This is a genomic window from Caulobacter vibrioides, assembly GCF_002310375.3.
Lineage (GTDB): Bacteria > Pseudomonadota > Alphaproteobacteria > Caulobacterales > Caulobacteraceae > Caulobacter > Caulobacter vibrioides_D.
The window spans coordinates 822,824-845,195 of record NZ_CP023315.3; the positions used below are offsets into that span (position 1 = coordinate 822,824).

Annotated in this window: 22 protein-coding genes and 1 pseudogene; 6 read left to right on the forward strand and 17 right to left on the reverse strand. The window is 68.3% G+C overall.

Translation table 11 applies throughout. From position 1 onward, the window contains the following. Window position 1: 1 nt before the first annotated feature. Entirely contained in the window at window positions 2-859 is an 858-nt protein-coding gene (locus tag CA606_RS03905; RefSeq protein ID WP_096052303.1) for a rhamnogalacturonan acetylesterase, read from the reverse strand. Window positions 860-1,030: 171 nt separating this feature from the next. Beyond that, a complete protein-coding gene (locus CA606_RS03910) occupies window positions 1,031-2,653 on the reverse strand; it encodes a family 43 glycosylhydrolase (protein ID WP_096052302.1) in 1,623 nt (540 codons plus the stop codon). A gap of 125 nt (window positions 2,654-2,778) precedes the next feature. Here CA606_RS03910 and CA606_RS19880 point away from each other — a divergent pair. Beyond that, window positions 2,779-2,910, forward strand: a pseudogene (locus CA606_RS19880) (hypothetical protein); the annotation flags it as partial. Window positions 2,911-2,916: 6 nt separating this feature from the next. Here the strand turns inward: CA606_RS19880 and CA606_RS03915 are convergent. Further along, entirely contained in the window at window positions 2,917-4,353 is a 1,437-nt protein-coding gene (locus CA606_RS03915) for a sugar porter family MFS transporter (RefSeq protein ID WP_096052301.1), read from the reverse strand. Between the two features lie 366 nt (window positions 4,354-4,719). On the opposite strand from CA606_RS03915, the gene CA606_RS03920 reads away from it, so the two are divergent. After that, complete coding sequence (locus CA606_RS03920) at window positions 4,720-6,933, forward strand: outer membrane beta-barrel family protein (RefSeq protein ID WP_096052300.1); 2,214 nt, start codon at window positions 4,720-4,722, stop codon at window positions 6,931-6,933. Window positions 6,934-7,076: 143 nt separating this feature from the next. Here CA606_RS03920 and CA606_RS03925 read toward each other — a convergent pair whose 3' ends face one another. The 7 genes from CA606_RS03925 to CA606_RS03955 form a co-directional block, all read right to left on the reverse strand. Next, a complete protein-coding gene (locus CA606_RS03925; RefSeq protein ID WP_096052299.1) occupies window positions 7,077-7,955 on the reverse strand; it encodes a GNAT family N-acetyltransferase in 879 nt (292 codons plus the stop codon). Between the two features lie 55 nt (window positions 7,956-8,010). Continuing rightward, the gene (locus tag CA606_RS03930; protein ID WP_096052298.1) at window positions 8,011-8,217 is read right to left on the reverse strand and encodes a hypothetical protein; all 207 of its coding nucleotides are present in this window, start codon (window positions 8,215-8,217) and stop codon (window positions 8,011-8,013) included. Window positions 8,218-8,427: 210 nt separating this feature from the next. Continuing rightward, complete coding sequence (gene xylD, locus CA606_RS03935) at window positions 8,428-10,203, reverse strand: xylonate dehydratase XylD (RefSeq protein WP_181242777.1); 1,776 nt, start codon at window positions 10,201-10,203, stop codon at window positions 8,428-8,430. Next, window positions 10,196-11,056 (reverse strand): SMP-30/gluconolactonase/LRE family protein, encoded by an 861-nt coding sequence (locus tag CA606_RS03940; protein WP_096052296.1) that lies wholly within the window; start codon window positions 11,054-11,056, stop codon window positions 10,196-10,198. The genes xylD and CA606_RS03940 overlap by 8 nt, the downstream gene beginning before the upstream one ends. A 109-nt stretch (window positions 11,057-11,165) precedes the next feature. Continuing rightward, window positions 11,166-11,912: a D-xylose 1-dehydrogenase gene (xylB, locus tag CA606_RS03945; RefSeq protein WP_096052295.1), complete on the reverse strand. Its 747-nt coding sequence runs from the start codon at window positions 11,910-11,912 to the stop codon at window positions 11,166-11,168. A 5-nt stretch (window positions 11,913-11,917) separates the two neighbouring features. Further along, complete coding sequence (locus CA606_RS03950; protein ID WP_096053882.1) at window positions 11,918-13,354, reverse strand: aldehyde dehydrogenase family protein; 1,437 nt, start codon at window positions 13,352-13,354, stop codon at window positions 11,918-11,920. Window positions 13,355-13,433: 79 nt separating this feature from the next. Further along, window positions 13,434-14,588, reverse strand: a complete 1,155-nt coding sequence (locus tag CA606_RS03955) for a fumarylacetoacetate hydrolase family protein (protein ID WP_096053881.1) — start codon at window positions 14,586-14,588, stop codon at window positions 13,434-13,436. Window positions 14,589-14,789: 201 nt separating this feature from the next. Between CA606_RS03955 and CA606_RS03960 the strand changes: the two genes are divergently transcribed. Next, the gene (locus CA606_RS03960) at window positions 14,790-15,272 is read left to right on the forward strand and encodes a hypothetical protein (protein WP_096052294.1); all 483 of its coding nucleotides are present in this window, start codon (window positions 14,790-14,792) and stop codon (window positions 15,270-15,272) included. Window positions 15,273-15,527: 255 nt separating this feature from the next. Further along, on the forward strand, window positions 15,528-16,049 hold the full coding sequence (locus CA606_RS03965; protein WP_096052293.1) for a hypothetical protein: 522 nt from the start codon (window positions 15,528-15,530) through the stop codon (window positions 16,047-16,049). Between the two features lie 222 nt (window positions 16,050-16,271). On the opposite strand, the gene CA606_RS03970 is transcribed toward CA606_RS03965, so the two are convergent. Beyond that, entirely contained in the window at window positions 16,272-17,762 is a 1,491-nt protein-coding gene (locus tag CA606_RS03970; protein ID WP_096052292.1) for a globin-coupled sensor protein, read from the reverse strand. Between the two features lie 194 nt (window positions 17,763-17,956). On the opposite strand from CA606_RS03970, the gene CA606_RS03975 reads away from it, so the two are divergent. Further along, window positions 17,957-18,352, forward strand: coding sequence for a PAS domain-containing protein (locus tag CA606_RS03975; RefSeq protein WP_096052291.1), 396 nt, complete (start codon window positions 17,957-17,959; stop codon window positions 18,350-18,352). A 4-nt stretch (window positions 18,353-18,356) separates the two neighbouring features. Here CA606_RS03975 and CA606_RS03980 read toward each other — a convergent pair whose 3' ends face one another. Genes CA606_RS03980 through CA606_RS03995 form a run of 4 tightly spaced genes read right to left on the reverse strand, consistent with a single transcriptional unit; the run spans window position 18,357 to window position 20,727 of the window. Continuing rightward, on the reverse strand, window positions 18,357-18,794 hold the full coding sequence (locus tag CA606_RS03980) for a DUF1178 family protein (RefSeq protein ID WP_096052290.1): 438 nt from the start codon (window positions 18,792-18,794) through the stop codon (window positions 18,357-18,359). A 19-nt stretch (window positions 18,795-18,813) separates the two neighbouring features. Beyond that, on the reverse strand, window positions 18,814-19,650 hold the full coding sequence (locus CA606_RS03985; RefSeq protein WP_096052289.1) for a carbon-nitrogen hydrolase family protein: 837 nt from the start codon (window positions 19,648-19,650) through the stop codon (window positions 18,814-18,816). Then, window positions 19,647-19,901, reverse strand: a complete 255-nt coding sequence (gene grxC / locus CA606_RS03990; RefSeq protein ID WP_096052288.1) for a glutaredoxin 3 — start codon at window positions 19,899-19,901, stop codon at window positions 19,647-19,649. Before grxC ends, CA606_RS03985 begins: the two co-directional genes overlap by 4 nt. A 28-nt stretch (window positions 19,902-19,929) precedes the next feature. Continuing rightward, entirely contained in the window at window positions 19,930-20,727 is a 798-nt protein-coding gene (locus tag CA606_RS03995; protein ID WP_096052287.1) for a ComF family protein, read from the reverse strand. Here CA606_RS03995 and CA606_RS04000 point away from each other — a divergent pair. After that, window positions 20,726-21,637: a methyltransferase domain-containing protein gene (locus CA606_RS04000; RefSeq protein WP_096052286.1), complete on the forward strand. Its 912-nt coding sequence runs from the start codon at window positions 20,726-20,728 to the stop codon at window positions 21,635-21,637. The genes CA606_RS03995 and CA606_RS04000 overlap by 2 nt on opposite strands. Before the next feature lie 4 nt (window positions 21,638-21,641). Here the strand turns inward: CA606_RS04000 and CA606_RS04005 are convergent, their stop codons facing one another. Both CA606_RS04005 and mutT read right to left on the reverse strand, forming a co-directional pair. Continuing rightward, window positions 21,642-21,815 carry a Flp family type IVb pilin gene (locus CA606_RS04005; RefSeq protein WP_010918717.1) on the reverse strand — a complete coding sequence of 58 codons (174 nt, stop codon included), beginning with the start codon at window positions 21,813-21,815 and terminating at the stop codon, window positions 21,642-21,644. Beyond that, window positions 21,794-22,198, reverse strand: coding sequence for an 8-oxo-dGTP diphosphatase MutT (gene mutT, locus CA606_RS04010; protein WP_096052285.1), 405 nt, complete (start codon window positions 22,196-22,198; stop codon window positions 21,794-21,796). The genes CA606_RS04005 and mutT overlap by 22 nt, the downstream gene beginning before the upstream one ends. Window positions 22,199-22,372: the final 174 nt, after the last annotated feature.

Here is a 22,372-nt window from a genome sequence, read left to right on the forward strand (position 1 = left end):
GTTAGGGCAGCAGGTTGCGCCGCAGCTCCGGCGCGACGTCGGCCAGCGCCTTGGCGACCATGGCCGAGAACAGCGCCGCGCCCTCGGGGCCCAGGTGCGTGTAGTCGAACACCGGCTTGAAGCTGCCCATCGCGCCGGGCGGAGACGGCGGCGCGGCCGGCGGGCGGGGCGGGGCCACCGCGCCGGGCAGGACCGGCTCGTAGAACATCGCCCCCGTGGTGGTTCCCGACGCGGCCGAGGCGGCGACCTCGGGCGGGGGCGGGATTTCGGCCAGGCGCATCGCCGCCACCGGCCCCATCGCCTGGACGGCTTGGCGGCTGAGCGCGTGCAGGTCCACCAGTGGGGTGTTGGTCTCGGCGGCCAGCTTGCGGATCGCCTGCGCCCAGGGGGCGAGGTCGTCGAACACCTTCCCATCCTTGAACTGCCGGCGGATCAGCGGCGTCACCAGCACCGGCCTGGCCCCCGCCGCGCGCGCCTCCTCGACGAAGCGCCGCAGGTTGGCGGGGAACTCGGTGGCCAGGTCCGTCGAGCGTTCGGGGCGTCCTGGCTGGTCGTTATGGCCCAGCTGGATCAGCACGAAGGTCTGCTCGAAGCCGCCGGCGCTCATCTCCTTCAGCGCCAGGGCCCAGGAGCCTTCCTCGCGATAGGTGCGGCTGGACCGGCCGCCGCGTCCCAGGTTCACGCAGGCGATGTTCGAGGTCACGTGCGTGGCGCAGAACGCCCCGCCCCAGCCGCTGTTCACCGCCACGGTGGAGTCGCCGACCAGCACGATCTTGGACGCCTTGAAGATCGGCTCCTGGGCGTGGGCGGCGAGAGGGAGGGCGAGGAGGGCGGCGGCGATGAGGAGGGGTTTCAGCATCACAAGCTTCCGAGTTTCCACCAAATGTTGTCATCCCGGCCGGACCCCGGCGAAAGCCGGGGGGGAGAGCCGGGACCCAGGGGGTGACAGAACGCCGTGCGCGCCGCCCCTGGGTCCCGGATAGCCTCTGCGAGGCTTCCGGGATGACAGGGATTTTCGGATGTTTGGGGGCTAGTCCAACGCCCGATACTTGAACCCCCGGAACCGCGCCGAGCCCTTGCCCGCCGCATAGAGCCCCGGCTTCAGCATCAAAAAGCCGCCGCGCACATTGTGGTGGTAGCCGCTGACTTCCATGCCGCGATCAAAGCGCTTCCAGGTCTTTCCGCCATCGCCGCTGGTGTGGAAGCTGACGATGTGGCGGTTGTTGCGCAGCCGCATCAGCATCCTGGCGCCATGCGGATTGGCCGGGCGGCCGCGCTCGATGCCGTACTGGTGGGTGACGAAGTTCTTCGCATCGAAACCCAGGCCACAATAGAGCTGGCGGTCATAGAACAGGATCAGGCCCGCGCGGGTCTCGGGCTCGATCTCGATCTCGCACTCGATCTCATAGGCCTGGTCGCCGTTGACGAAGATCAGCGGCGAGCCGGTGGACGGCGCCTCGCCCGCGCCCTTGAGGATCAGGGCGCCGCCTTCGCGCTTGATGCGGTCCTGCTCGCCGGGCTTGGGATCGAAGAAGTTCCACTGCACGCCGTACTTGTCGGTGGAGAAGTCGTCCGACAGCGCCATGCCGTGCGGGCCGGGCTTGCCGCCCTTGGGCTTCTTGATGGGTTGTGAGAGATCGCCGCCGCCGATGTCGAACCAGCCGTCGGCGGTCCAGGTGACCGGGGCCAGCAGGGTCTGGCGGCCCAGGGTGTAATAGCCGTTTTCATAGCCGTGATAGACGGTCCACCACTCGCCGGGCGTGGGGCCCTCGACCAGGGTGGCGTGGCCGCGCGACCACCATTTCTCGGCGTTGTCGACGGTGCGCACCAGCGGGTTGCGCGGATGGTTCTCCCACGGACCGGCCAGCGACTTGGCGCGGGCGGCGATGACCATGTGGCCGGTCGGCGGGCCCGCCGTGCCGCCCACGGCGGTGATCATGTAGAAGTAGTCGCCCCGGCGCATGACCTTGGGGCCCTCGGGCGAGAAGCCCTCGACGTCCCAGTCGTCGGGATAGCGCCAGGGATCATAGACGTGCTCGGGCTTGCCCACGGTCGACAAGCCGTCCGGCGCCAGCTTGATGCGGTCGCCGCCCGACAGGAACAGCCAGCGCTCGCCCGTCTCGTCGACGATGTGGCCAGGATCGATATAGCGCGGCAGCTTCAGGTCGATCGGCTCGGACCACGGGCCTTCGATCTTGTCGGCCCAGATCACGTAGCTGGTGTTGTTCCCCGGGAACTTGGCCGGCAGGTAGATGTAGTAGCGGCCCTTGTGCTTGCAGAGCTCGGGCGCCCAGATCGAGCCGACATTGGTCTTCAGCGTCGTGGTGACCGGCGTCCAGTTCACCAGGTCGCGGCTGTGCCAGATCAGCAGCCCCGGATAGGCGTCGAACGAGCTGTGGGTCATGTAGTAGTCGGCGCCGTCCTTCAGGATCGACGGGTCGGGCCGGTCGCCGGTCAGGATCGGATTGAGGAAGGTTCCATCGCCCAGGTCCGCCTTGCGCTGGCCCTCGATCCCCGTGGCCCAGGTCGGACCGCTGGTGGGCTTAGCGGGGAGGAGGCCCATCTGGGCGGCCTCGGCGGAAGCGGGCAGGGCGGTCAGGCCGGCGCCGGCCAGCAGCGAGCCCAGCGCGCCGCGGCGGTTGATGTCGACCATGATGTTGCTCCCGAACGCAGACTTGTCTTGTTGTCGCCAAGCTAGCGGTAACACCCGTTTTGTCTACCGGTGTCATAGCTGCGGGACGCAAAAGAAAACGCCCGGAAGCGAAGGCTCCCGGGCGTTTGGCTTTTACCAAATCCTCCCCCTCGCGGGGGAGGTGGTCCGCAGGACCGGAGGGGGAAGTTCTTGCGGAGCCCGCCTCTTCCCCCTCCGTCGTCCCTTCGGGCCGACACCTCCCCCGCTGGGGGGAGGATTATCCATCAGCCCTGCATGGCTTCCAGTTCCTTGCCACGCGTTTCGTGGACCAGCTTCTGGACCAGGAAGAACGAGACGACCGCGCTCAGCGCATAGAAGCCATAGGTCATCGGTAGGCTGGCCGCGGCCAGGGCCGGGAAGCTGACCGAGATGGCGAAGTTGGCGATCCACTGGGCGAAGCCGCAGACGGCCAGGGCCGAGCCGCGCATCTGGTTGGGGAACATCTCACCCAGCATCACCCACATGACCGGACCCCACGAGAGGTTGAAGAAGATCACATAGAGGTTCGCCGAGATCAGGGCGGTCAGGCCGATCTGGTCGCCCAGGGTCAGCACGCCGTTGACCGTGGTGGCGGTCGAGAAGCACCAGGTCAGCACGCCAAGCGTCACGGCCATGCCGGCCGAGCCGATCAGCAGCAGCGGCTTGCGGCCGATCTTGTCGATCAGGGCGATGGCGGCCAGACAGGCCACGATCGACAGCGCGCCCGACAGGATGTTGATCTTCAGGCTGTCGTCCTCGGTGAAGCCCACCGACTGCCACAGCACCGAGCCGTAGTAGAAGACGATGTTGATGCCCACCAGCTGCTGGAACACGGCCAGGACGAGGCCCGCCCACAGGATGACGCGCAGCTTCTTGGTGGTCGGGTCCAGGAGGTCCGAGAACGTCGGCTTGTGATCGGCCGACAGCGAAGCGCGGATTTCCTCGACCTTCTTGGCGCCCTGGCCCGCGCCGAACAGGCGCGAGAGGATCGCTTCGGCCTGGGCGTCCTTGCCCTTGGCCACGAGGTAGCGGGGGCTTTCCGGAATGCCCAGCAGGCAGAGGAAGAACACGCCGGCGGGGATGACCTGCATCCAGAACATCCAGCGCCAGGCCGGCAGGCCCAGCCAGAACTCGGCCGTCGAGCTGCCGGCGGTGTGGGCCAGGGCGTAGTTGGCCACGAAGGCGCCGGTCAGGCCGGTGATGATCATGATCTGCTGCACGGACGACAGGCGGCCGCGGATATTGGCGGGCGTCACTTCCGAGATGTAGACCGGGCACAGCACGCTGGCGGCGCCGACACCCAGACCGCCGATCAGGCGGAAGATGATGAACACGATCGAGCTCTCGGCCGCGCCGGTGCCGATGGCGCTGACCACGAACAGCAGGGCCGAGATGATCATCACCGTGCGGCGGCCCCACACGTCGGCCAGGCGGCCGGCGGCGAAGGCGCCGATGGCGCAGCCGATCAGGATGGCGCCGACGTTCAAGCCGGTGCCCAGCTTGCTGAGGTTGAAGGCGCTCTCCAGGCCTTCCTGCGTACCGTTGATGACGCCGCTGTCGTAGCCGAACATGAAGCCGCCGATCGTGGCGACGGCGACGATCGCGGCCACGAAGGTCATGTTGACCTTACCGCCGTCGGCGCTCATGCCGGCGCTGGGCCCGGCGTTGGATACTGAAGCCACAGGTTTCCTCCCCATGGGGCCGTACCGGCCCGTTGATGCCCTACTGGTCCTTGTCGGACCTCTGGTTGCCGGCGACCTTAGTGTTACCGGTATCAGCGCGCAAGCGGTGGTTCTGACGACCACATCGCCGGTGCGCGGGACTCACCCTGCGGCGGTATCGATAGCAGACACACGGCGGTTTCCGCGACGTCGGAGTATCGAGGTGGGCGCGTACGACTGTGGCGCGATTGCCACTCGGAGTCCCCGACCGGCAACATTGCCGAAAAGAAATTTGTTCCGGCGCGCCGGAGGGTCTTTACGGCTGGGGGTCGAGACCGCGCGGACGTCCGCAGCGTAACGCTCGACGCCTGAAGTTGAGGTCTCCCCTTGCGACTGAAGTTCGCCCTCCTCGCCGCTGCTGCGGTGATCGTTCCGCCGACCCTGGGCCTGGCCCAAACCGCTCCGGCCCAGCCCGCCCCTGCCCAGGCCGCCCCGGCCCAAGCCGCGCCGGCCAAGCCCTCGGATGCGCCGACCGCCGTCGAAGGCGTGGTGATCCGCAGCGACGCCACGGCCATGCGCACCGACATAGACCGCCGCAGCTACAGCGTCGCCAATGATCTGAGCGCCAAGACCGGCTCGATCAGCGACGCCCTGCGCAACGTCCCCTCGGTCGAGGTCGACGTGCAGGGCAATGTCAGCCTGCGCGGCGACTCCAACGTCACCATCCTGATCGACGGCAAGCCCTCGGGCATGTTCAACGGCGACAACCGCGCCGACGCGCTGCAGTCGCTGCCCGCCGACCAGATCGACCGCGTCGAGGTGATGACCAACCCCTCGGCCGCCTATCGCCCCGACGGCTCGGGCGGCGTCATCAACCTGGTCACCAAGAAGACCCAGAAGCCCGGCGTGACGGGCACGGTTCGCGCCAATATCGGCACCGACGGCCGCTACAACGGCGGGATCAGCGCCACGCGCCGCGAAGGCAAGGTCACGCTGTCGGGCGACGCCAGCTATCGCTACGACCGCCAGGAAGTCACCTCGATCGTCGACCGCCAGTCGCTGAGCGCCACCGGCGCGACGGTGCTGGACGCCGACCAGACCGCCGAGGTGCTGAACAAGGGCGGCGCGCTGTCGCTGCGCACCGGGATCGACTACGACCTCGACAAGACGACCCGCCTGTCGGCCGAGCTGCGCTATCGCGGCATGGACTATGACGGCGACGGCCGCGAGACCTATCTGTCGCGCAATGGCGCGGGCGTCACCCAGCAGGCCTATCTGCGCGACAGCAGCGGCGTCATGATCCGCGACAACTCGGCGATCGCCGGCGACTATCGCCGCCAGTTCACCGGCGCGGGCCACGAGCTGACCTCGCGCGCCGAGTACGAGATCACCCGCTTCAAGCGCGCCGGCGACGCCTTCGCCGACTATTCGGCGGGCGCCCCGGACTTCTATGAGGCCTACAGCTTCGGCTCCGAGCAGAAGCGCGCCAACTGGAAGCTCGACTACACCAAGCCGCTGGCCAACCAGTCCAAGCTGAAGACCGGCCTGGATTTCGAGGGCGCCGACAACGACTACAACAACTACGGGGCGCGTGGCGCCACGCTGGCCGGCCAGACCGTCGACCCGGCCCGCACCAACCGCTTCACCTACGACCAGGACGTCTTCGCGGCCTATGTCACCTATGAGCGGCCGTTCGGCGACCTGACGGTCCAGACCGGTCTGCGCGCCGAACAGGTCGAGATCCGCACCGACCAGATCACCACGGGCCAGAAGGGCTCGAACGACTATCTGCGGCTCTATCCAACGCTGAACGCGGGCTATCGCCTCAACGACGCCAACAGCCTGAGCGCGGGCTTCAGCCGCCGCGTGGCCCGTCCGGGCCCGCAGGACCTGAACCCTTATCCGATCTACCAGGACCCCTATAACTTCCGGGCCGGCAATCCGAACCTGAAGCCGCAGGTCACCGACTCGTTCGAGCTGGGCTGGCAGTACCGCAAGGGCCCGACGACCTATCTGGCCACCGTCTTCTATCGCGACACCCGCGACGGCGTGACCGACGTGGTCAAGGACCTGGGCGGCGGCGTGTTCCTGACCACGCGCGAGAACCTGGCCAAGAGCCGCAACGGCGGTCTGGAGTTCGTCGTCGTGGGCCGCCTGTCGCCGAAGCTGACCTACAATGTCAGCGGCCAGGCCTTCTGGAACGAGATCGACGCGGCCAGCCTGGGCTTCACCGGCAAGCGCTCGGACACCAGCCTGTCGGGCCGGGCCAATCTGAACTACCAGGCCACCCCGAAGGACTTCTTCCAGATCAACGCCTTCACCTCGGGCCGTCGCATCACGCCGCAGGGCTATCGCGAGCCGTTCGAGATGATCAATCTGGGCTATCGCCGCAAGGTCAACGACAAGCTGAACTTCGTCGTGACCGTCAATGACGTGGTCGACAGCTTCAAGATCGCCGGGGTGACGAACACCGCGCGCCTGCGGGATCGGAACGAGACCAAGGTCAATGTCCGCACCGCATTCATCGGCTTCAGCTACGCCTTCGGCGGCGGCAAGCCGCGTCCGGAGCAGTTCGACTTCAGCACGGGTGGTCCGAACTAGGGGGGCGCAAAACCGTGTCATCCCGGCCGTAGCGCGCAGCGCGTAGAGCCGGGACCCAGGGGCCGTATGCTCGGCGTTTCGTCACCCCCTGGGTCCCGGATAACGCCTGCGGCGTTTCCGGGATGACACGGGTTTTAGAGTGTTTACGGTTCCGAACGCGTGAGGACCTTCTCGTAGCGCCAGACCTCGAGCGGGAACGAACCCACCGAGGTCTCGGTCGGGACGGTCTCGGCGCGGGCTCGGGTCCAGCCGGACTTCTCGTAGAACCGGGCGGCGCGGTCGTTGCCGATTGCGCAGGCCAGCCAGGCGGTCTGGACGCTCGCGTCCGCCAGATGCGTCTCAGCGTCCGCCATCAGCACCGCCGCCGCGCCTGTGCCGCGCGCCTCGGCGGCCAGGTAGAGCTGGTTGAGCTCGTCGTCCTTGATCAGATGCAGCCCCATCGGTGCGCCGAGGGGGCCCAACACACGGACCCGGGGCAGGGCGGCGGCCATCCGCGCGGTGAAGCTCTCCAGCGTGCGAAGCTGCGCCAAGGCTTCGGGGACGATCGGCAGGTGCGCGTCGCGCCAGCCTTGCCACCACAGCCGCGCCAGGGCCGCCAACTCGACCGATTGCGCCGGCCGCACCACCAATCCCAGATGCCGCTCCGCCTCGGCCAGCCCTGCGGCGATGTCGAGCTCGGCGTAGAGATCGCCGGCCTCGCGCCAGGGCTGAAGGGCGGGGCGGCCTAGGGCCTCAAGGGCCAGGGCGGTCAGCCGCAGGGCGTTGGCGAGATCCAGGCGGCGCTCCCGCCCCAGGGCGCCGTAGAGGGTGGCGGCCTCCTCGGCGGCGGCGAGGGCGGCCTCAGGGCGGCCCGCCTCGCGGTCCAGGTCCGAGACATGGCGCAGGGCCTTGGCCAGGCCCTCGGTCTCCCCCGTCGCCCGAGCCTTTTCCAGGGCTTCGTGATAGAGCGCCCGCGCCGGATCAAGCTCGCCGCGTTCGCGCAGCGCGTGGGCCTCGGTCAGCAGCCAATCGATGTCGCGCATGGGCCCTCCGTCGGTCGCGCGCATAGTGGCCGGGCCCCTCGCGCGCGCCAAGGTCTCAGCGGCGGGGTGCGCGCCGGATGTCCGAGGGGCCGAACGCGCCGCGCGCCGACTTCAGGGCCAGAAGCGTTAACGCCGCCAGCGCGGCGGGGACCAGCGCCAGCAGCCAGACCAAGACGACCAGGGCCAACTGAAGGGCCGTGGTGACGATCACCAGGCTGGACGACTCCGGCCTTTGATCAAGGGCTCGGTTCACCGACAACATTCTGTCCGCGCTCAACAACTGCCCCGACGATCGCCTTATACACCCGAAATGAGTTTCAACCCAGGCAGGAATTTTACAATTCGCAACGTTGTTCTTAACGCTTTCTGAACCTTCGGGACATCGCCAGGCGCGTTTACCAAGCTTGCGCGGCGTTAGGTTGCTCAAGCCCTCAGCAAAAGGGCCTCCGGATCGCTCCGAAGGCCCATCGCGTCAGTGATTGTGGCGGGGCAGCTTGGCCGCCAGGTCCTGGTACTTGACCGCGAACTCCAGCACGCCGCCGGTGTCGAGCTGGCTGGCGTGGGCGCGGTAGATTTCCTGCCAGGGCGTCATGGTGGCGGGAACCGCCGGGATGCCCTCCTGCTTGCGCGCGGCGATCGTCGCCTCGTCCACCAGGGCGTCGCAACGGCCGGTGTTGAGGTCGATGCGGATGGTGTCGCCGGTGCGCAGCCACGACAGGCCGCCGCCGATGGCGCTCTCGGGCGAGGCGTTCAGGATCGAGGGGCTGTCGGCGGTGCCCGACTGACGGCCATCGCCCAGGGTGGGCAGGCTCATGATGCCCTTCTTCAGCAGGTGATCCGGCGGCTGCATGTTGACCACCTCAGCCGAGCCGGGCCAGCCGATCGGACCGGCGCCGCGGATCACCAGGATGCAGCGCTCGTCGATCTCCAGGGCCGGATCGTTGATCCGCTTGTGGTAGTCGTCCGAGCCGTCGAACACGATGGCGCGGGCCTCGAAGACGCCTTCCTGGCCCGGCTGCGACAGGTAGCGCTTGCGGAACTCCTCGCCGATCACGCTGGACTTCATGATCGCGAAGTCGAACAGGTTGCCCTTCAAAACGAGGAACCCGGCCTTTTCGGCCAGCGGCTGGTCGTAGGGGAAGATCACCTCGCGGTCGCTGGTTTCGCGGCCTTGCAGGTTTTCGCCCATGGTCTTGCCGGTGACGGTCAGCACGTCGCCGTGCAAGCGGCCCTGCTGCAGCAGCTCCCAGAGGACGGCGGGCGCGCCGCCGGCCCGGTGGAAGCGCTCGCCCAGATACTTGCCGGCCGGCTGCATGTTGACGATCAGCGGGATGTCGTAGGCCGCGCGCCAGTCGTCGGCGGTGATCTCGACCCCGGCGTGCCGGGCCATGGCCACGATGTGCGGCTGGGCGTTGGTCGAGCCGCCGGCCGCCGCCACCAGGGCGATCGCGTTTTCAAAAGCTTGCTTGGTCAGGATGTCGAGCGGTTTGACGTCGTCATAGGCCAGGTCGACGATGCGCTGGCCGGTCTTGTAGGCCATCTGGCCGCGCTCGCGGTACGGGGCGGGGATGGCCGCGCAGCCGGTCAGCGACAGGCCCAGCGCCTCGGCCACGGCGTTCATGGTCGAGGCCGTGCCCATGGTGTTGCAGTGGCCCGCCGACGGCGCCGAGCTGGCCGCGCGGTCGATGAACTCTTCCTCGGTGATCTCGCCGGCCGCCAGCTTGCGGCGCGAGCGCCAGATGACGGTGCCCGAGCCCACGAGCTCGTTCTCGTGCCAGCCGTCCAGCATAGGGCCGCCCGACAGGACGATGGCCGGGATATTGACCGTGGTGGCGGCCATGATCCCGGCCGGGGTGGTCTTGTCGCAGCCGGTGGTCAGAACCACGGCGTCGATCGGGTAGCCGTGCAGGGTCTCGACGAGACCCAGGTACGAGAGGTTCCGGTCCAGCGCCGCCGTCGGGCGACGGCAGTTCTCGAAGATCGGATGGACCGGAAACTCCATGGGGATGCCCCCGGCGTCGCGGATCCCGTCCCGCACCCGCTGGACCAGGTCCAGGTGGATGCGGTTGCAGGGCGAGATGTCGCTGCCGGTCTGGGCGATGCCGATGATCGGCTTGCCGCTGCGCAGCTCCTCCGGCGTGATCCCGTAGTTCATGAAGCGCTCCAGATAGAGCGCGGTCATGTCGATATGGTCGGGATTATCGAACCAATCGCGGGACCGGAACCGGCGGGGCGTGCGGTTAGACAAGGCGTACCTCATGTTGGGGTTGGCCAGCGACGTCGATATTGAACGCGAACAAGCCGCCAGACAGCGGATACTGCGCCAGAACGTCATCGCTCAGGCCCTTGCGGGCGGTGGTGAAGAAGAGGGTCTTCAGGTCAGGCCCGCCGAAGCAGGGCTTGGTGACATTGGGGGCGGGCAGTTCGATGCGGCCCAGGGCCTCGCCGGTCGGCGAGAACCGGATGGCGCCAAAGCCGCCCCACAGGCCCGTCCAGACGCAGCCTTCCGCGTCGACGACCGACCCGTCAGGATAGACGTTTTCGTCCGCGAAGCGCACGAACGGGCGCTTGTTCGACAGCACGCCTTCCGCATCCATATCGTAGGCCCAGATCACGCGGCCCAGGGTGTCGGTGTGGTAGAAGGTCTTGCCGTCCGGCGAGACGCACGGGCCGTTGGTGATGCAGATGTCCTTGTCCACCCGCGTGACGCCCCGCGCGTCCATGCGATAGAGCGATCCCGTCGGGTTTTCTTCGCCGTCGTGCATGGTGCCGAACCAGAGGCGGCCTTCGCTGTCGACCGTCGCGTCGTTGGGACGATTGTCCAGCGCCGGATCCTCGATGATCGCCAGCGGGGCGTAGCCGCCCATCACCGGGTTGAAGCGATAAAGGCCCGACTTCAAACCCACGATGAAGGTGCCGCGCGCGCCCGCCAAGGGGGCCAGGAAGGTGACAGGCTCCGGCGCCTCGAAGGTGAAGTTATCGCCTGAATCCGGCCGGTAGCTGTGGATCTTCTGACCCTTGATGTCGACAAACCAAAGGGTGTCGTCCAGCCAGATCGGGCCTTCGCCCAAGGTCGCCTTCAAGTCCCAAACGCAGGTCATTGCCGCATGGTCTCCCAGATGTCGGTGCTGCGCGTTCGATAAGGCCTGAGGAGGGAACGGGGAAGCCCGTAGCGGACGAAACGCCCATTCCCGCCCGATCGGATAAGGCTTAGCGCCAGCCCGCGTCGATCCAGTACTCGTGGCCGGTGCACAGCGACGCATCGTCCGAGGCCAGGAACAGCACCAGCGCGGCGACGTTCTCGGGCAGGATGCGGCCCTTCAGGCACTGGGCCTTGACGATCTCGGCCTCGCCTTCGGGCGTGTACCACTTCTCCTGGCGCTTGGTCTTGACGTTGCCGGGCACCACGCAGGTGACGCGGATGTCGTCGGGGCCCAGCTCCCGGGCCAGCGCCCGGGTCATGCCCTCGATGCCGGCCTTGGCGGTTTCGTAGAGGACGAGGTCCTCCAGTCCCAGGTGCCAGCTGATCGAACCGAAGTTGATCACCGCGCCGCCGCCGCGCGTCTTCATGCCCGGCGCGACGGCCTGGGTGCAGAACAGCATGTGGCGCAGGTTGACGTTGATCCGCTCGTCCCAATAGGCGCCGGTCACGTCGCCCAGGCTGTGGCGGTCGTCATTGCCGGCGTTGTTGACCAGCACGTCGATGTCGCCGATCTCGGCGAAGGTCGCCTTGATCGAGTCGAGGCTCATCAGGTCGCAGCGCTTGTAGACCGGCGGGATCGGCGAGCCAGCCAGTTCGGCCTCCAGGGCCTTGGAGTCTTCGTCGGCGATGTCGAGGAAGATCACCTCGGCGCCTTGGCGCGCGAAGCCGGCGGTGAGGCCCGCCCCGATGCCCGAGCCGCCGCCGGTGATGACGACGCGCTTGCCCTTCAGGCTGGGATAGATGGCTGAGGACATGCTGCTTACGACCACGAGTAGGAGGTTTTGGTCTGGGTGAAGAACTCGACCGCCGCGAAGCCCTGTTCGCGGGCCCCGTACGAGCTGCTCTTCGTGCCGCCGAACGGCACGTGATAGTCGACGCCGGCGGTGGCCAGGTTGACCATGGTCATGCCCGCGCGCGCATAGCGCTGGAAGTGGCGGGCGTGCTTGAGCGAGGTTGTGGCGATGCCGGCCGACAGGCCAAACTCGACGCCGTTGGCGATCTCCAGCGCCTCTTCGTAGCTCTTGATCCGGATGGTCGAGGCGACGGGGCCGAAGACCTCCTCGTTGTTGATCCGCATGCCGGCCTCGGTGTCGGCGATCAGGGTCGGACGCACGTACCAGCCCGGATTGTCGAGCTTGATGCGGTCGCCGCCGGTGACCACGCGGCCGCCTTCGGACGTCGCGATGTCGATGTACTTGTAGCTCGTCTCCATCTGGTCTTCGGAGACGGCCGGGCCGATCTGGGTGTTGGGGTCCAGAGCATCGCCGACGCGCAGGGCGGCGACCTTTTCGGCCAGCAGGGCCACGAACTTGTCGTGGATCCCGTCCTGGACGATCAGGCGCGAGCTGGCGGTGCAGCGTTGGCCGGTGGCGAAGTAGGAGCCGTCCAGGGCGATGGCGACCGCGCGTTCCAGATCAGCGTCGTCCAGCACGATCAGCGGGTTCTTGCCGCCCATCTCCAGCTGGACGCGAGCCTGACGGGCCATGGCGGCGGCGGCGACCTGCGCGCCCACGCCCTGCGAGCCGGTGAACGAGATCCCGTCCACGTCCTTGTGCTTGATCAGCGCGTCGCCCATCGAGCCGCGGCCAAACAGCATGTTGAACACGCCGGCCGGAGCGCCGCACTCGGCCATGATGTCGGCCAGCACGTTGGCCGTCGCGGGCGTCGGGCCGGCCGGCTTGATCACTACGGTGTTGCCGAAGGCCAGCGCCGGGGCGGCCTTCCAGGCGGGGATGGCGATCGGGAAGTTCCAGGGCGTGATCAGGCCATAGACGCCGACCGCTTGGCGATAGGTCTGGATCTCGACGCCCGGACGGGTGCTTTCCAGGTTCTGGCCGTGACGGCGCAGGGCCTCACCCGCAAAGTACTTGAAGATACGGCCGGCGCGGACGGTCTCGCCGACGCCTTCGGCCAGGGTCTTGCCCTCTTCGCGGGCCAGCAGGCGGCCGATGTCGGCGCTGCGGGCGATGATGGTCGAGCCGACCTTGTCCAGGAGGTCCGAGCGCACTTCCGGCGAGGCGTCGGCCCAGGCCGGGAAGGCCTTCTTGGCCGCGTCGACGGCGGCGTCGACCTCGGCCTGGCCGCCCATCGGGACCTTGGCGACGACGTCGTTGGTGTTCGACGGGTTGAGGCTCTCGGCCGGCGCGTCAGCGGCGACGCGTTCGCCGCCGATGTAGTGGCGCAGGGTGTCGGTCATGTACCGATAGTCCTTGGCTAGGATGTTCAAGCGCGGTGGGGACCGGTTCGCGTGAGGAAGATCCGTTGAAACAGGAAAGTTAGAGCAGGCCGCGACCGGCCAGATTGCGGATCAGGGCCGAGATGCCGAACGTCCAGGGCCTGGCCTTGTCGCAGGTGGTGACCTCGTTCTCGAGCACGCCCAGCTTGGGCGTCGAGACCCGCACGCGGTCGCCGACCTTGTGGGTGAAGCCCTGGCCGGGGGTGTCGCGATCCTGGATCGGGGCGAACATGGTGCCCAGGAACAGCACAAAGCCGTCCGGATACTGGTGCTGCTTGCCATAGGCCTGGCCGGCCAGCACGGCCGGATCGCGGCTGATCAGGCTCATGTTCGACTTGCCGTCGAGCACGAAGTTGTCACGGCCGGTGATCTTCAGTTCGACCTCGGCCGAGCGGACGTCGTCCAGGCCGAAGGTCTCGTCGAACAGGCGGAAGAACGGACCGATGGCGCAAGAGGCGTTGTTGTCCTTGGCCTTGCTGAGCAGCAGGGCGCTGCGGCCTTCGAAGTCACGCAGGTTGACGTCGTTACCCAGCGCCGCGCCGCGGATCAGGCCCGAACCGTCGCACAGCAGCACGACCTCGGGTTCGGGGTTGTTCCAGTGGCTGTCGCTGCGCACGCCGACCTGATCGCCCCAGCCCATCGACGACAGCGTCGGGCCCTTGGTGAAGATCTCGGCGTCGGGGCCGATGGCCACTTCCAGATACTGCGACCACAGGCCGTCCTTGATCAGGGTCTGCTTCAGGCGTTCGGCGCCCTCCGAGCCCGGATCCACGCTCTTGAGGTCGCCGCCCATGCTGGCCGACAGCTGCTCGCGGATCTTCAGGGCGGCGGCGGCGTCGCCGCGCGCGCGCTCCTCGATGACCCGCTCCAGGGTCGAGACCGCGAAGGTCACGCCGGCGGCCTTCAGGCATTGCAGATCGACGGGGGCCAACAGCTTGACCGGCGCGGCGCCGTCGGGGTCTTCCCAGACGGGGCGGATGTCCAGGGCTTCCAGCGGACCCTTGTCCTCGCCGCGCGGGATCGCCGCGCCGGGAGCAAAGGCGTTCATGAGGTCAGCCAAGGTGGGGGCGATCTTCGAGACGTCCTCGACGCGGCCGCCGCGCACCAGCACGGGCGTCGGGCCTTCGCCAAAGTCGATGCGTCCCAGCAGGGTCGCGGCTTTCCAATCTTCCGGCAGGAATTCACTCACGCCCACGGCGTCGTCTCCCCAAAACTCGAGCGTCTGAAGCGCCGACACCGTCGGCGGCGCGCGTTCGTCGGCACTTGGTAGCGCTAACATGTGGCGACGGCAAGTAGGTTGTCCGACCCGTTATGGAATCGTGCGCGTCACAGGCGCGAGCGCGGCGCGGTCCATGCTAGAAGCCGGCGACGAACAACCACTTGGACACCTCCGGCCATGACCGACCTCACGCCCGACCAGGAAGCCGCTGTGCTGGCCGCCTTGACCGACACCTGCAGCGCGGCGGGCTATATGGTCGAAGCCATCGACCGGGGGCTTGAGGTCTCCGGCGAGGACCAGGACGAGGGCGCCTTCTATCTGCTGCCCGATCATGGCTGGCTGCAGATCCGCTGTCTGGTGCTGGACCATGAAGACCTGGACGCCGCCCGCGACCTGACCGCCCTGTTCGAGACCATGGCGAGGGCCCAGTTCCGACTGATCGGCTGCCGCTTCGCCTTCGATCCCGGCACCGGCCTGTGGCTGGTGGAAGACCTCTATCCGGGCTTCGATCCGGCCAGCGTCCCGACGATCATGGAGCAGATGGCCTTCATCTGGTCCTCGCTGGAGGACCTGTTCGACGCCGCCCTGGAAGGGGCGGTCCCCAGCGACGACGCCTTTGACGCCGCGTTCGACCTGGAGGCGGGCGGCGCGCCGAACTAGGGGGGGCGCCCAACCGATCAAACGCCTGTCATCCCGGAAGCCTCGCAGAGGCTATCCGGGACCGTGGCAAGCGCGGCGTTTCCGGCGGTCCCGGCTCTCCCCCCGGCTTCCGCCGGGGTCCGGCCGGGATGACACGCTTTGGGATGGCCAAGGATCGTGTACGGACCTTAAAGTTCGCGCTGAGGGACTTGCGGGCGGGAACCGGCGGCGAGGCTTGCCGTTCCCGCTGCGTGTTTTGTCGGGAGGGCGTTTTTCATGCCGAAGAAGCTTTTGATCATGGCCGGGGCCGCCGCCCTGTTGCTGGCCTCCACGGCCCAGGCCCAGGTCAAGCCGCCGGCCAAGCCCGACGAGCCCTCCGGCCGCTGGGGCGAGGCGGGCAAGAAGGCCGTCGATATCGGCAGCCAGCCGGTGCGCGACGTCGGCCTGTCCAAGCGCGAGGTTCCGCCGGTGCTGGCCAAGGCTTTCGACGATCCCTACAGCCTGAAGGGCCTCAAGTCGTGCCAGGCCCTGGCCAATGAGGTGAAGGCGCTGAACGCGGTGCTGGGTCCCGACTATGTGGTCGGCGCCGAATACGCCGAGAACCGCGCCGGCAAGCTGGCCGAGGCCGGCGGCAAGACCCTGATCAACAGCATCATCCCGTTCCGGGGCCTGGTGCGCGAAGTCACCGGCGCCGCCCCCGCCGACCGCCAGATGAACGCCGCCGTCGACGCAGGGCTGGCCCGCCGCGGCTTCCTGCGCGGGGTGCATCTGAAGCAGGGCTGCAAGACGCGGTTCTAGGCCGGTTCTCTCAACCGACCTCCCCGGCGAACGCCGGGGTCCAGATCGAACCCTCTGGTGTCTGCAGGTTAGCTGAGGCCGTAGGCGCGAACACCCCAACCGCTCCGGATGTATCTGGGCCCCGGCGTTCGCCGGGGAGGTCGGGGTAGGGGGCGCTTAATCCTCCGATTCCCCCGGCGAAGGCCGGGGAGGCCGGGGAGGCCGGGGAGTAGGGTGGCTCCGTCAGGCCGCCGCCCGAGGCGACGCGGCTCGGGCGCCGACCGGGCTGGTCTCGAAGCCCGCCACCAGCGCCGCCAGTTCGCCGGCGCCGCGTCGCAGAGTGGCCGCCTCGGTGGTGGCCTGCATCACGCGCTGGGCGTTCTGCTGGGTCGTGGCGTCCATCTGATTCATCACCCCGTTCACGTCGCCCAGATTGGCGGCCTGACCCGAGGCCGCATCGGCGATGCCCTGGATCAGGGTGTCGATCTCCGAGATCTGGCCGGTGATGTCGATCAGCGCCTCGCCCGTGCGACCCACCAGCTCGACGCCCCGCGTGACCTGGGTGGTGCTCTGGGCGATGACCGACTTGATCTCCTTGGCCGCTTCGGCCGAGCGCTGGGCCAGGGCCCGCACCTCCTGGGCGACGACCGCGAAACCGCGCCCGGCCTCGCCCGCCCGCGCCGCCTCGACCCCGGCGTTCAGCGCCAGCAGGTTGGTCTGGAAGGCGATCTCGTCGATCACCCCGATGATCTGGGCGATCTGACCCGCGCCCTTCTCGATCTCGTCCATCGCCGAGACGGCGTCGCGCACCAGGTCGCTGGATAGCTCGGCCTTGCTGCGGGCGGTGGACGCCGAGGCGGCCACCTGCTTGGCGCCCTGGGCGCTGGTCTTCACCGCCTTGGTGATCTCGTCGATCGCGCCGGCGGCCTTGACGATGTCAGAGGTCTGGCGCTCGGTGCGCGCGGTCAGGTCCTCGCAGACCTGGGCGATCTCCACCGAGCCGCGTTCGACATTGGCCGAGGCCCCGGCGATGCCCTGGATGGTCGCTTCCAGCGTCTGGATCGCGGCGTTGAAGTCCTCGCGCAGCTGGGCGTACTCGGCGGGCAGGTCGTCGTTCAGCCGATAGTTCAGCAGGCCGTCGCTGAGCGCCGACAGCGCCTGGCCCACGCTCTTGACGATCGACTCCCGCTCGGTTCGGATCGCCTCGATCTCGGCCTTGCGGCGCGCCTCCTCGGCGGCCTGCAGATAGACCGACAGGGCGTAGTCGATGTCGAGCATCGCCGCCTTGACCAGCGCGCCCAGCTCGGCCGAGACCTCCGACGGATCGGGCCCCTTGCTCATCAGCAGGCCGCGCGGCCAGCGGGCCTTGACCAGGGCGTCGATCAGGCTCTCGACCACGACCGCATAGCCGCCGATGTACCAGCGCGGCTCCAGGCCGATGCGGGCGTGGACCTGGCCGATGGTGGTCACCGCCTGCACATAGCGCTGGTCGAACTGGCCGGTGAGGATCCGCTCCCAGTGGGCGACCTGCTTTTGCTTGGCGTGCTCGATCGCCGCCTCATTCGGGAAGAAGCGGATGGTGGCCGGGTTGCTGCGCACCTTGGTGTAGAACCCGTCCATCGCCGGGCTGAGGCGGGCCTTGATCGTCGGGCCGATGGCCGACACGCGGGTCCGGGCCTTGGCGTCCAGCCCCATGAACTCCAGGCGCTCTTCGATCGTGTTGATCTCGGCCACGTGTGGTTCCCGCTCGCTGATTACGATGGAGTTTCACGGAACAGCGTTGGGCGTAAACAAAACCATAATTGAACCGCGGCGGGGCGGCCGGTCGCGACACCTGGCCGCATCTGGGCGCTGTTTTGTCTGCGATTTTGAGGAGTTAATCATGCGTTAATTGCGCGAGCCGATGCTGGAGGGCAGCGGAGAAACCGATGTTGAACCACCTGGCGCGCCAGTACGCCGACAGTGACACCGCCGTCGTCATCACCGATGTGGACTTCTCGGCCACCGGTCCGACGATCCTGTTCAGCAACGCCGCCGCCCAGCGCATGACCGGCTATGCGCCGTCCGAGATGGTGGGGCGCACACCGCGCATGCTTCAGGGGGCGGGCACCACCCTGGCGGCCCGCAAGGCCCTGGCGCGCGCCATCCGCCGCGACGATCGCTCGACCGTGGTCATCCGCAACTACCGCAAGAACGGCGAGCCCTATGACTGCGCGATCTCGGTGCAGATCCTGAGAGACGCCGCGGGCGTCCCGACCCTGGCCCTGGCCTTGGAGCATGAACGGCCCATCCGCGCCGGCCGGCGACGGACCTTCGGGGACTGAGGCCTCAGTTCACGTCCGTCTTCTTCGGCGGTCCCGGCGGCAGGGGGGCGACCTTGACCCCGTCCTCCACCAGCGCCTTGACCTCGGCGGGGGAGGCCTCGCCGTAGATCCCGCGTTCCTCGGACTTGCCCTCGTGGATGGCGCGGGCCTCCTTGGCGAAGGCGTCGCCGACATAGTCGAAATTGTCCTCGACGTGCCGGCGGACCTCGCCCATCGCCGTCATCATCATCTCGCGCATCTTTGGATCGACGGCGGGCTCGGCGGACCGCTGGGCCTTGGTGCCCGCGACGGCCGGGGCCATGATCTGCTTGGACACGCCCGTGGAGCCGCACATGGGGCATTCGACCAGGCCGCGCGCAGCCTGATCGTCGTAGTCGGCCGACGAGCCGAACCAGCCTTCGAACTCATGAGTCCGGTCGCACCGGAGCGCGTACTTGATCATGGGTTAGACATGGTGACGCTCACGGGCCGGTGAAAGCCCGGGCGTTCTTCAGGGCCGGGATCGCCGCGCGCGCCTTGTCGGCGGCGGTCAGGTCGAGGTCGGCCAGCAGCACGCCGGGTTCGTCATGGTCCAGCGTGGCGATGACCTCGCCCCACGGCCCCACCACGATCGAGCGGCCCCAGGTGCCGCGTCCGTCCTCGTGGAAACCGCCCTGGGCGGCGGCCAGCACGAAGGAGCCGGTCTCGATGGCGCGGGCGCGCAGCAGGATCTCCCAGTGCGCCTCGCCGGTGGGACGGGTGAAGGCGGCGGGAACCGTCAGCACCGTCGCGCCGGCCAGGGCCAGGGCCCTGTGCAGGGCGGGGAAGCGCATGTCATAGCAGATGGTCAGGCCAAGCTTGGCCCAGGGCGTGTCGACCACCACGGCCGCATCGCCGGGCTCATAGGCCGAGGACTCCCGCGCGGTTTCACCGGTCGGCAGGTCCACGTCGAACATGTGCAGCTTGTCGTAGGTGGCCACGATCGCGCCGGTCGGATCGATGACGACCTGGCGGTTGGCGGCCTTGTCGCCGGTCTCGCGGCGCACCAGGGCCGAGCCGATGGCGATCCAGGTCCCCGTCTGGGCGGCGATCTCGCGCAGGCCCAGCACCACCGGGTCCTCGTCCAGGGTCTTCAGCGCCGGCAGCAGCAGGCTGCGGTCCCTCTGCACCACGTTGGTGCATTCGGGCGTCAGCACGACCTTTGCGCCGCCCGCGATCGCCTGGCGCACCAGCGGCGCCACGTGGCCCAGCGCAGCGGCGTGGGTGGCGGGGGTGCGGGTCTGGATCAGCCCGACGCGGAGCGGCGCAGGAGGGCTCATGCGTTCAGCAGCGCGTCCAGCTTGCCCTGATCTTCCAGGGCCATCATGTCGTCGCAGCCGCCGATGTGCTGCTCGCCGACGAAGATCTGCGGGAAGGTGTTGCGGCCCGAGCGCTGCATCATTTCCTGACGCAGGGCCGGGTCCATGCCGGCCTCGATCTCGGTGAAGTCGGCGCCCTTGTCGTTCAGCAGCGCGACCGCGCGCGAGCAGTAGGGGCAGAAGGGGCGGGTGTAGATGGTGACCTTGGCCATGAGGTGACTCGCTGGTGTTCCGACGTCCTCATATAGGACGCGCCTGCATTTCTGTAACGCGCGCGACGACGCACAGGGTGACGCGGGCCGCGCCCGCCGCCAGAAGCGCCCGCGCGCAGCCCTCGGCGGTGGCGCCGGTGGTCAGGACGTCGTCAATCAGCAGGATCTTGCGCCCCGCGACCTGGCCTCGCCGGGACGGCGGAACGACGAACGCCGCAGCCACGTTGCGCCGCCGCCCCGAGGCGGACTTGCCGCCCTGGCTCTGGGTGTCGCGCCGCCGGACCAGAGCGTCGGGCAGATTGGGACGCGCCGCCATCCGCGCCAACGGCCGGGCGATCTCGGCGGCCTGGTTGTAGCGTCGACTGAACATCCGGGACCTGTGGGTGGGGACCGGCGCGATGGCGTCGGCCTCGTCCAGCAGCTCGCCCGCCGCCCTCGACAGCCAGCGCGCGAACAGGCCCGCCAGATCGACGCGGTCGGCGTGCTTGAGCATCAGGATCAGATCGCGCGAGTGCTCGTCATAGACACAGGCCGCCCGGGCCCGGGCGAAGGCCTTGGGCTTGGCCTGACAGGCCAGGCAGCGCTCGGCGGCGGCGTCGACATAGGCCATGGCCAGGCCGCAACCGTCGCAGACCGGATCATCGATGAAGGTCACCTTGGCGAAGGCCGCCGGCGACAGGCCGCCGCTCAGGGCCGTCTGGCCGTCCAGGCTGGCGGGCGGCAGGATCAGGTCCAGCAGCCCGCGCCCCAGGCCGCGCAAATGAGGGACCAGACGGCCTGTCGCGGCTTTCCATGTCGGTTCGGAATCGCCATGTTCCGCGCGCATGACCGCTTCTCCGCTCCTGTTCGACCGCACCCTGCACCGTCGGCGCCTTGACCGCGCCGCGCCCGACTTCGGCGCGGCCGACTTCCTGAAGGCCCGCGCCGCCCAGGACGTGGTGATGCGGCTGGAGACGATCCTGCGACGCTTTCCGGTCGCCGTCGACCTCGGTGCGAGAAACGGTCATTTTTTCAAGGCCTTGAGCGAGAGCGACGCGCGCGCCAACATCGATGCGCTGTTCGAGACCGACCTGTCGGGGCGGATGCTGGCGGGCCGCGACACCGCGCGCGTGGTCGCCGACGAAGAGCGCCTGCCGTTCGGCGACGCCACGCTGGATCTGGTGGTCTCGACCCTGTCGCTGCACTGGACCAACGATCTTGTGGGCGCCCTGATCCAGATCCGCCGGGCGCTAAGGCCCGACGGTCTGTTCGTCGGCGCGTTGTTTGGCGGAGCGACCCTGACCGAGCTTCGCCAGTGCCTGCTGGCGGCCGAGGCCGAGCTGACCGACGGCGCCACGATGCGGGTCTCGCCGTTCGCCGACGCCATCGACGCGGCGGGCCTCCTGCAACGCGCCGGTTTCGCCCTGCCGGTGGCGGATGTCGATCGGGTCAAGGTGCGCTACGCCCACCCGATCGCGCTGCTGCGCGATCTTCGGCAAATGGGCGAGACCAGCGTGCTGCTGGACCGCTCGCGCAAGCCCTTGACCCGCAAGGTGCTGTTCCGGGCGATGGAGCTTTATGCAGAAAGGTTCGCTGAGGCGGACGGCAAGGTTCCGGCCACGTTCGAGATCGTCTCGGTCACCGGCTGGGCGCCGCATGACAGCCAGCAGAAGCCTCTGCGGCCGGGCTCGGCCAAGATGCGCCTGGCCGATGCGCTGGGAACGAAGGAACAGCCGGCGGGCGATAAGGCGGGGTAGGGGCTTAGCTGCCCATCGCGTCGGCGGACTTGGTGAAGGCGGTCTTGATGCCGTCGCTCAGCACGGTGATGGCGCCGATCAGGGCGATGCTGATCAGCACCACGATCACGCCGACCTCGACGGCCGTCGCGCCCGATTGATCGCGCCAGAACGCGCTCAGAGGACGTCGCGCAGCCAGGCCACCAGGGGCTCGTCGGCCGGCGGCATCGGATAGTCGCTCAGCTTGTCCGGTTTCACCCATGCCAGCGCCTCGTGCTCCTTGCGCGTCACTTGGCCTTCCCAGCGACGCAGCAAGTAGAGTGGCATCAGGAGGTGAAAAGACTCGTAACTGTGAGACGCAAAAACAAACGGCGCCAGGCAGGCGTGCGCCACCTTGATCCCGAGCTCTTCTTGCAACTCCCGGATCAGGCACTCCTCCGGCGTCTCGCCGGCCTCGACCTTGCCGCCCGGAAACTCCCACAAGCCGGCCAGTTGCTTGCCCTGCGGGCGCTGACAGATCAGCACGCGGCCATCGACATCGATCAGAGCGGCGGCGGCGACGAGGACGATGGGCTTGGTCATGAGCGCGGTGTGGCGCGGGCGGTCGGCCTGGTCAATCCTCCCCCTCGCGGGGGAGGTGTCGGCTCGAAGAGACGACGGAGGGGGAAGGGGCAAGGTCAGCACAACTTCCCCCTCCGACGCTTCGCGTCGCCTCCCCCGCTGGGGGGAGGATTTTCGCAAAACTTGACTTTCCCG

Bases quoted from the DNA above. Each gene is read 5' to 3' on its own strand.
- CA606_RS03905 (WP_096052303.1), bottom strand. From the start codon at position 859: ATGCTGAAACCCCTCCTCATCGCCGCCGCCCTCCTCGCCCTCCCTCTC.
- CA606_RS03910 (WP_096052302.1), bottom strand. From the start codon at position 2,653: ATGGTCGACATCAACCGCCGCGGCGCGCTGGGCTCGCTGCTGGCCGGC.
- CA606_RS03925 (WP_096052299.1), bottom strand. From the start codon at position 7,955: ATGCGCGACATCGATTGGCTGCTGACCGAGGCCCACGCGCTGCGCGAA.
- CA606_RS03930 (WP_096052298.1), bottom strand. From the start codon at position 8,217: ATGTTGTCGGTGAACCGAGCCCTTGATCAAAGGCCGGAGTCGTCCAGC.
- CA606_RS03940 (WP_096052296.1), bottom strand. From the start codon at position 11,056: ATGACCTGCGTTTGGGACTTGAAGGCGACCTTGGGCGAAGGCCCGATC.
- xylB (WP_096052295.1), bottom strand. From the start codon at position 11,912: ATGTCCTCAGCCATCTATCCCAGCCTGAAGGGCAAGCGCGTCGTCATC.
- CA606_RS03950 (WP_096053882.1), bottom strand. From the start codon at position 13,354: ATGACCGACACCCTGCGCCACTACATCGGCGGCGAACGCGTCGCCGCT.
- CA606_RS03960 (WP_096052294.1), top strand. From the start codon at position 14,790: ATGACCGACCTCACGCCCGACCAGGAAGCCGCTGTGCTGGCCGCCTTG.
- CA606_RS03965 (WP_096052293.1), top strand. From the start codon at position 15,528: ATGCCGAAGAAGCTTTTGATCATGGCCGGGGCCGCCGCCCTGTTGCTG.
- CA606_RS03975 (WP_096052291.1), top strand. From the start codon at position 17,957: ATGTTGAACCACCTGGCGCGCCAGTACGCCGACAGTGACACCGCCGTC.
- CA606_RS03980 (WP_096052290.1), bottom strand. From the start codon at position 18,794: ATGATCAAGTACGCGCTCCGGTGCGACCGGACTCATGAGTTCGAAGGC.
- CA606_RS03985 (WP_096052289.1), bottom strand. From the start codon at position 19,650: ATGAGCCCTCCTGCGCCGCTCCGCGTCGGGCTGATCCAGACCCGCACC.
- grxC (WP_096052288.1), bottom strand. From the start codon at position 19,901: ATGGCCAAGGTCACCATCTACACCCGCCCCTTCTGCCCCTACTGCTCG.
- CA606_RS04000 (WP_096052286.1), top strand. From the start codon at position 20,726: ATGACCGCTTCTCCGCTCCTGTTCGACCGCACCCTGCACCGTCGGCGC.
- CA606_RS03995 (WP_096052287.1), bottom strand. From the start codon at position 20,727: ATGCGCGCGGAACATGGCGATTCCGAACCGACATGGAAAGCCGCGACA.
- mutT (WP_096052285.1), bottom strand. From the start codon at position 22,198: ATGACCAAGCCCATCGTCCTCGTCGCCGCCGCCGCTCTGATCGATGTC.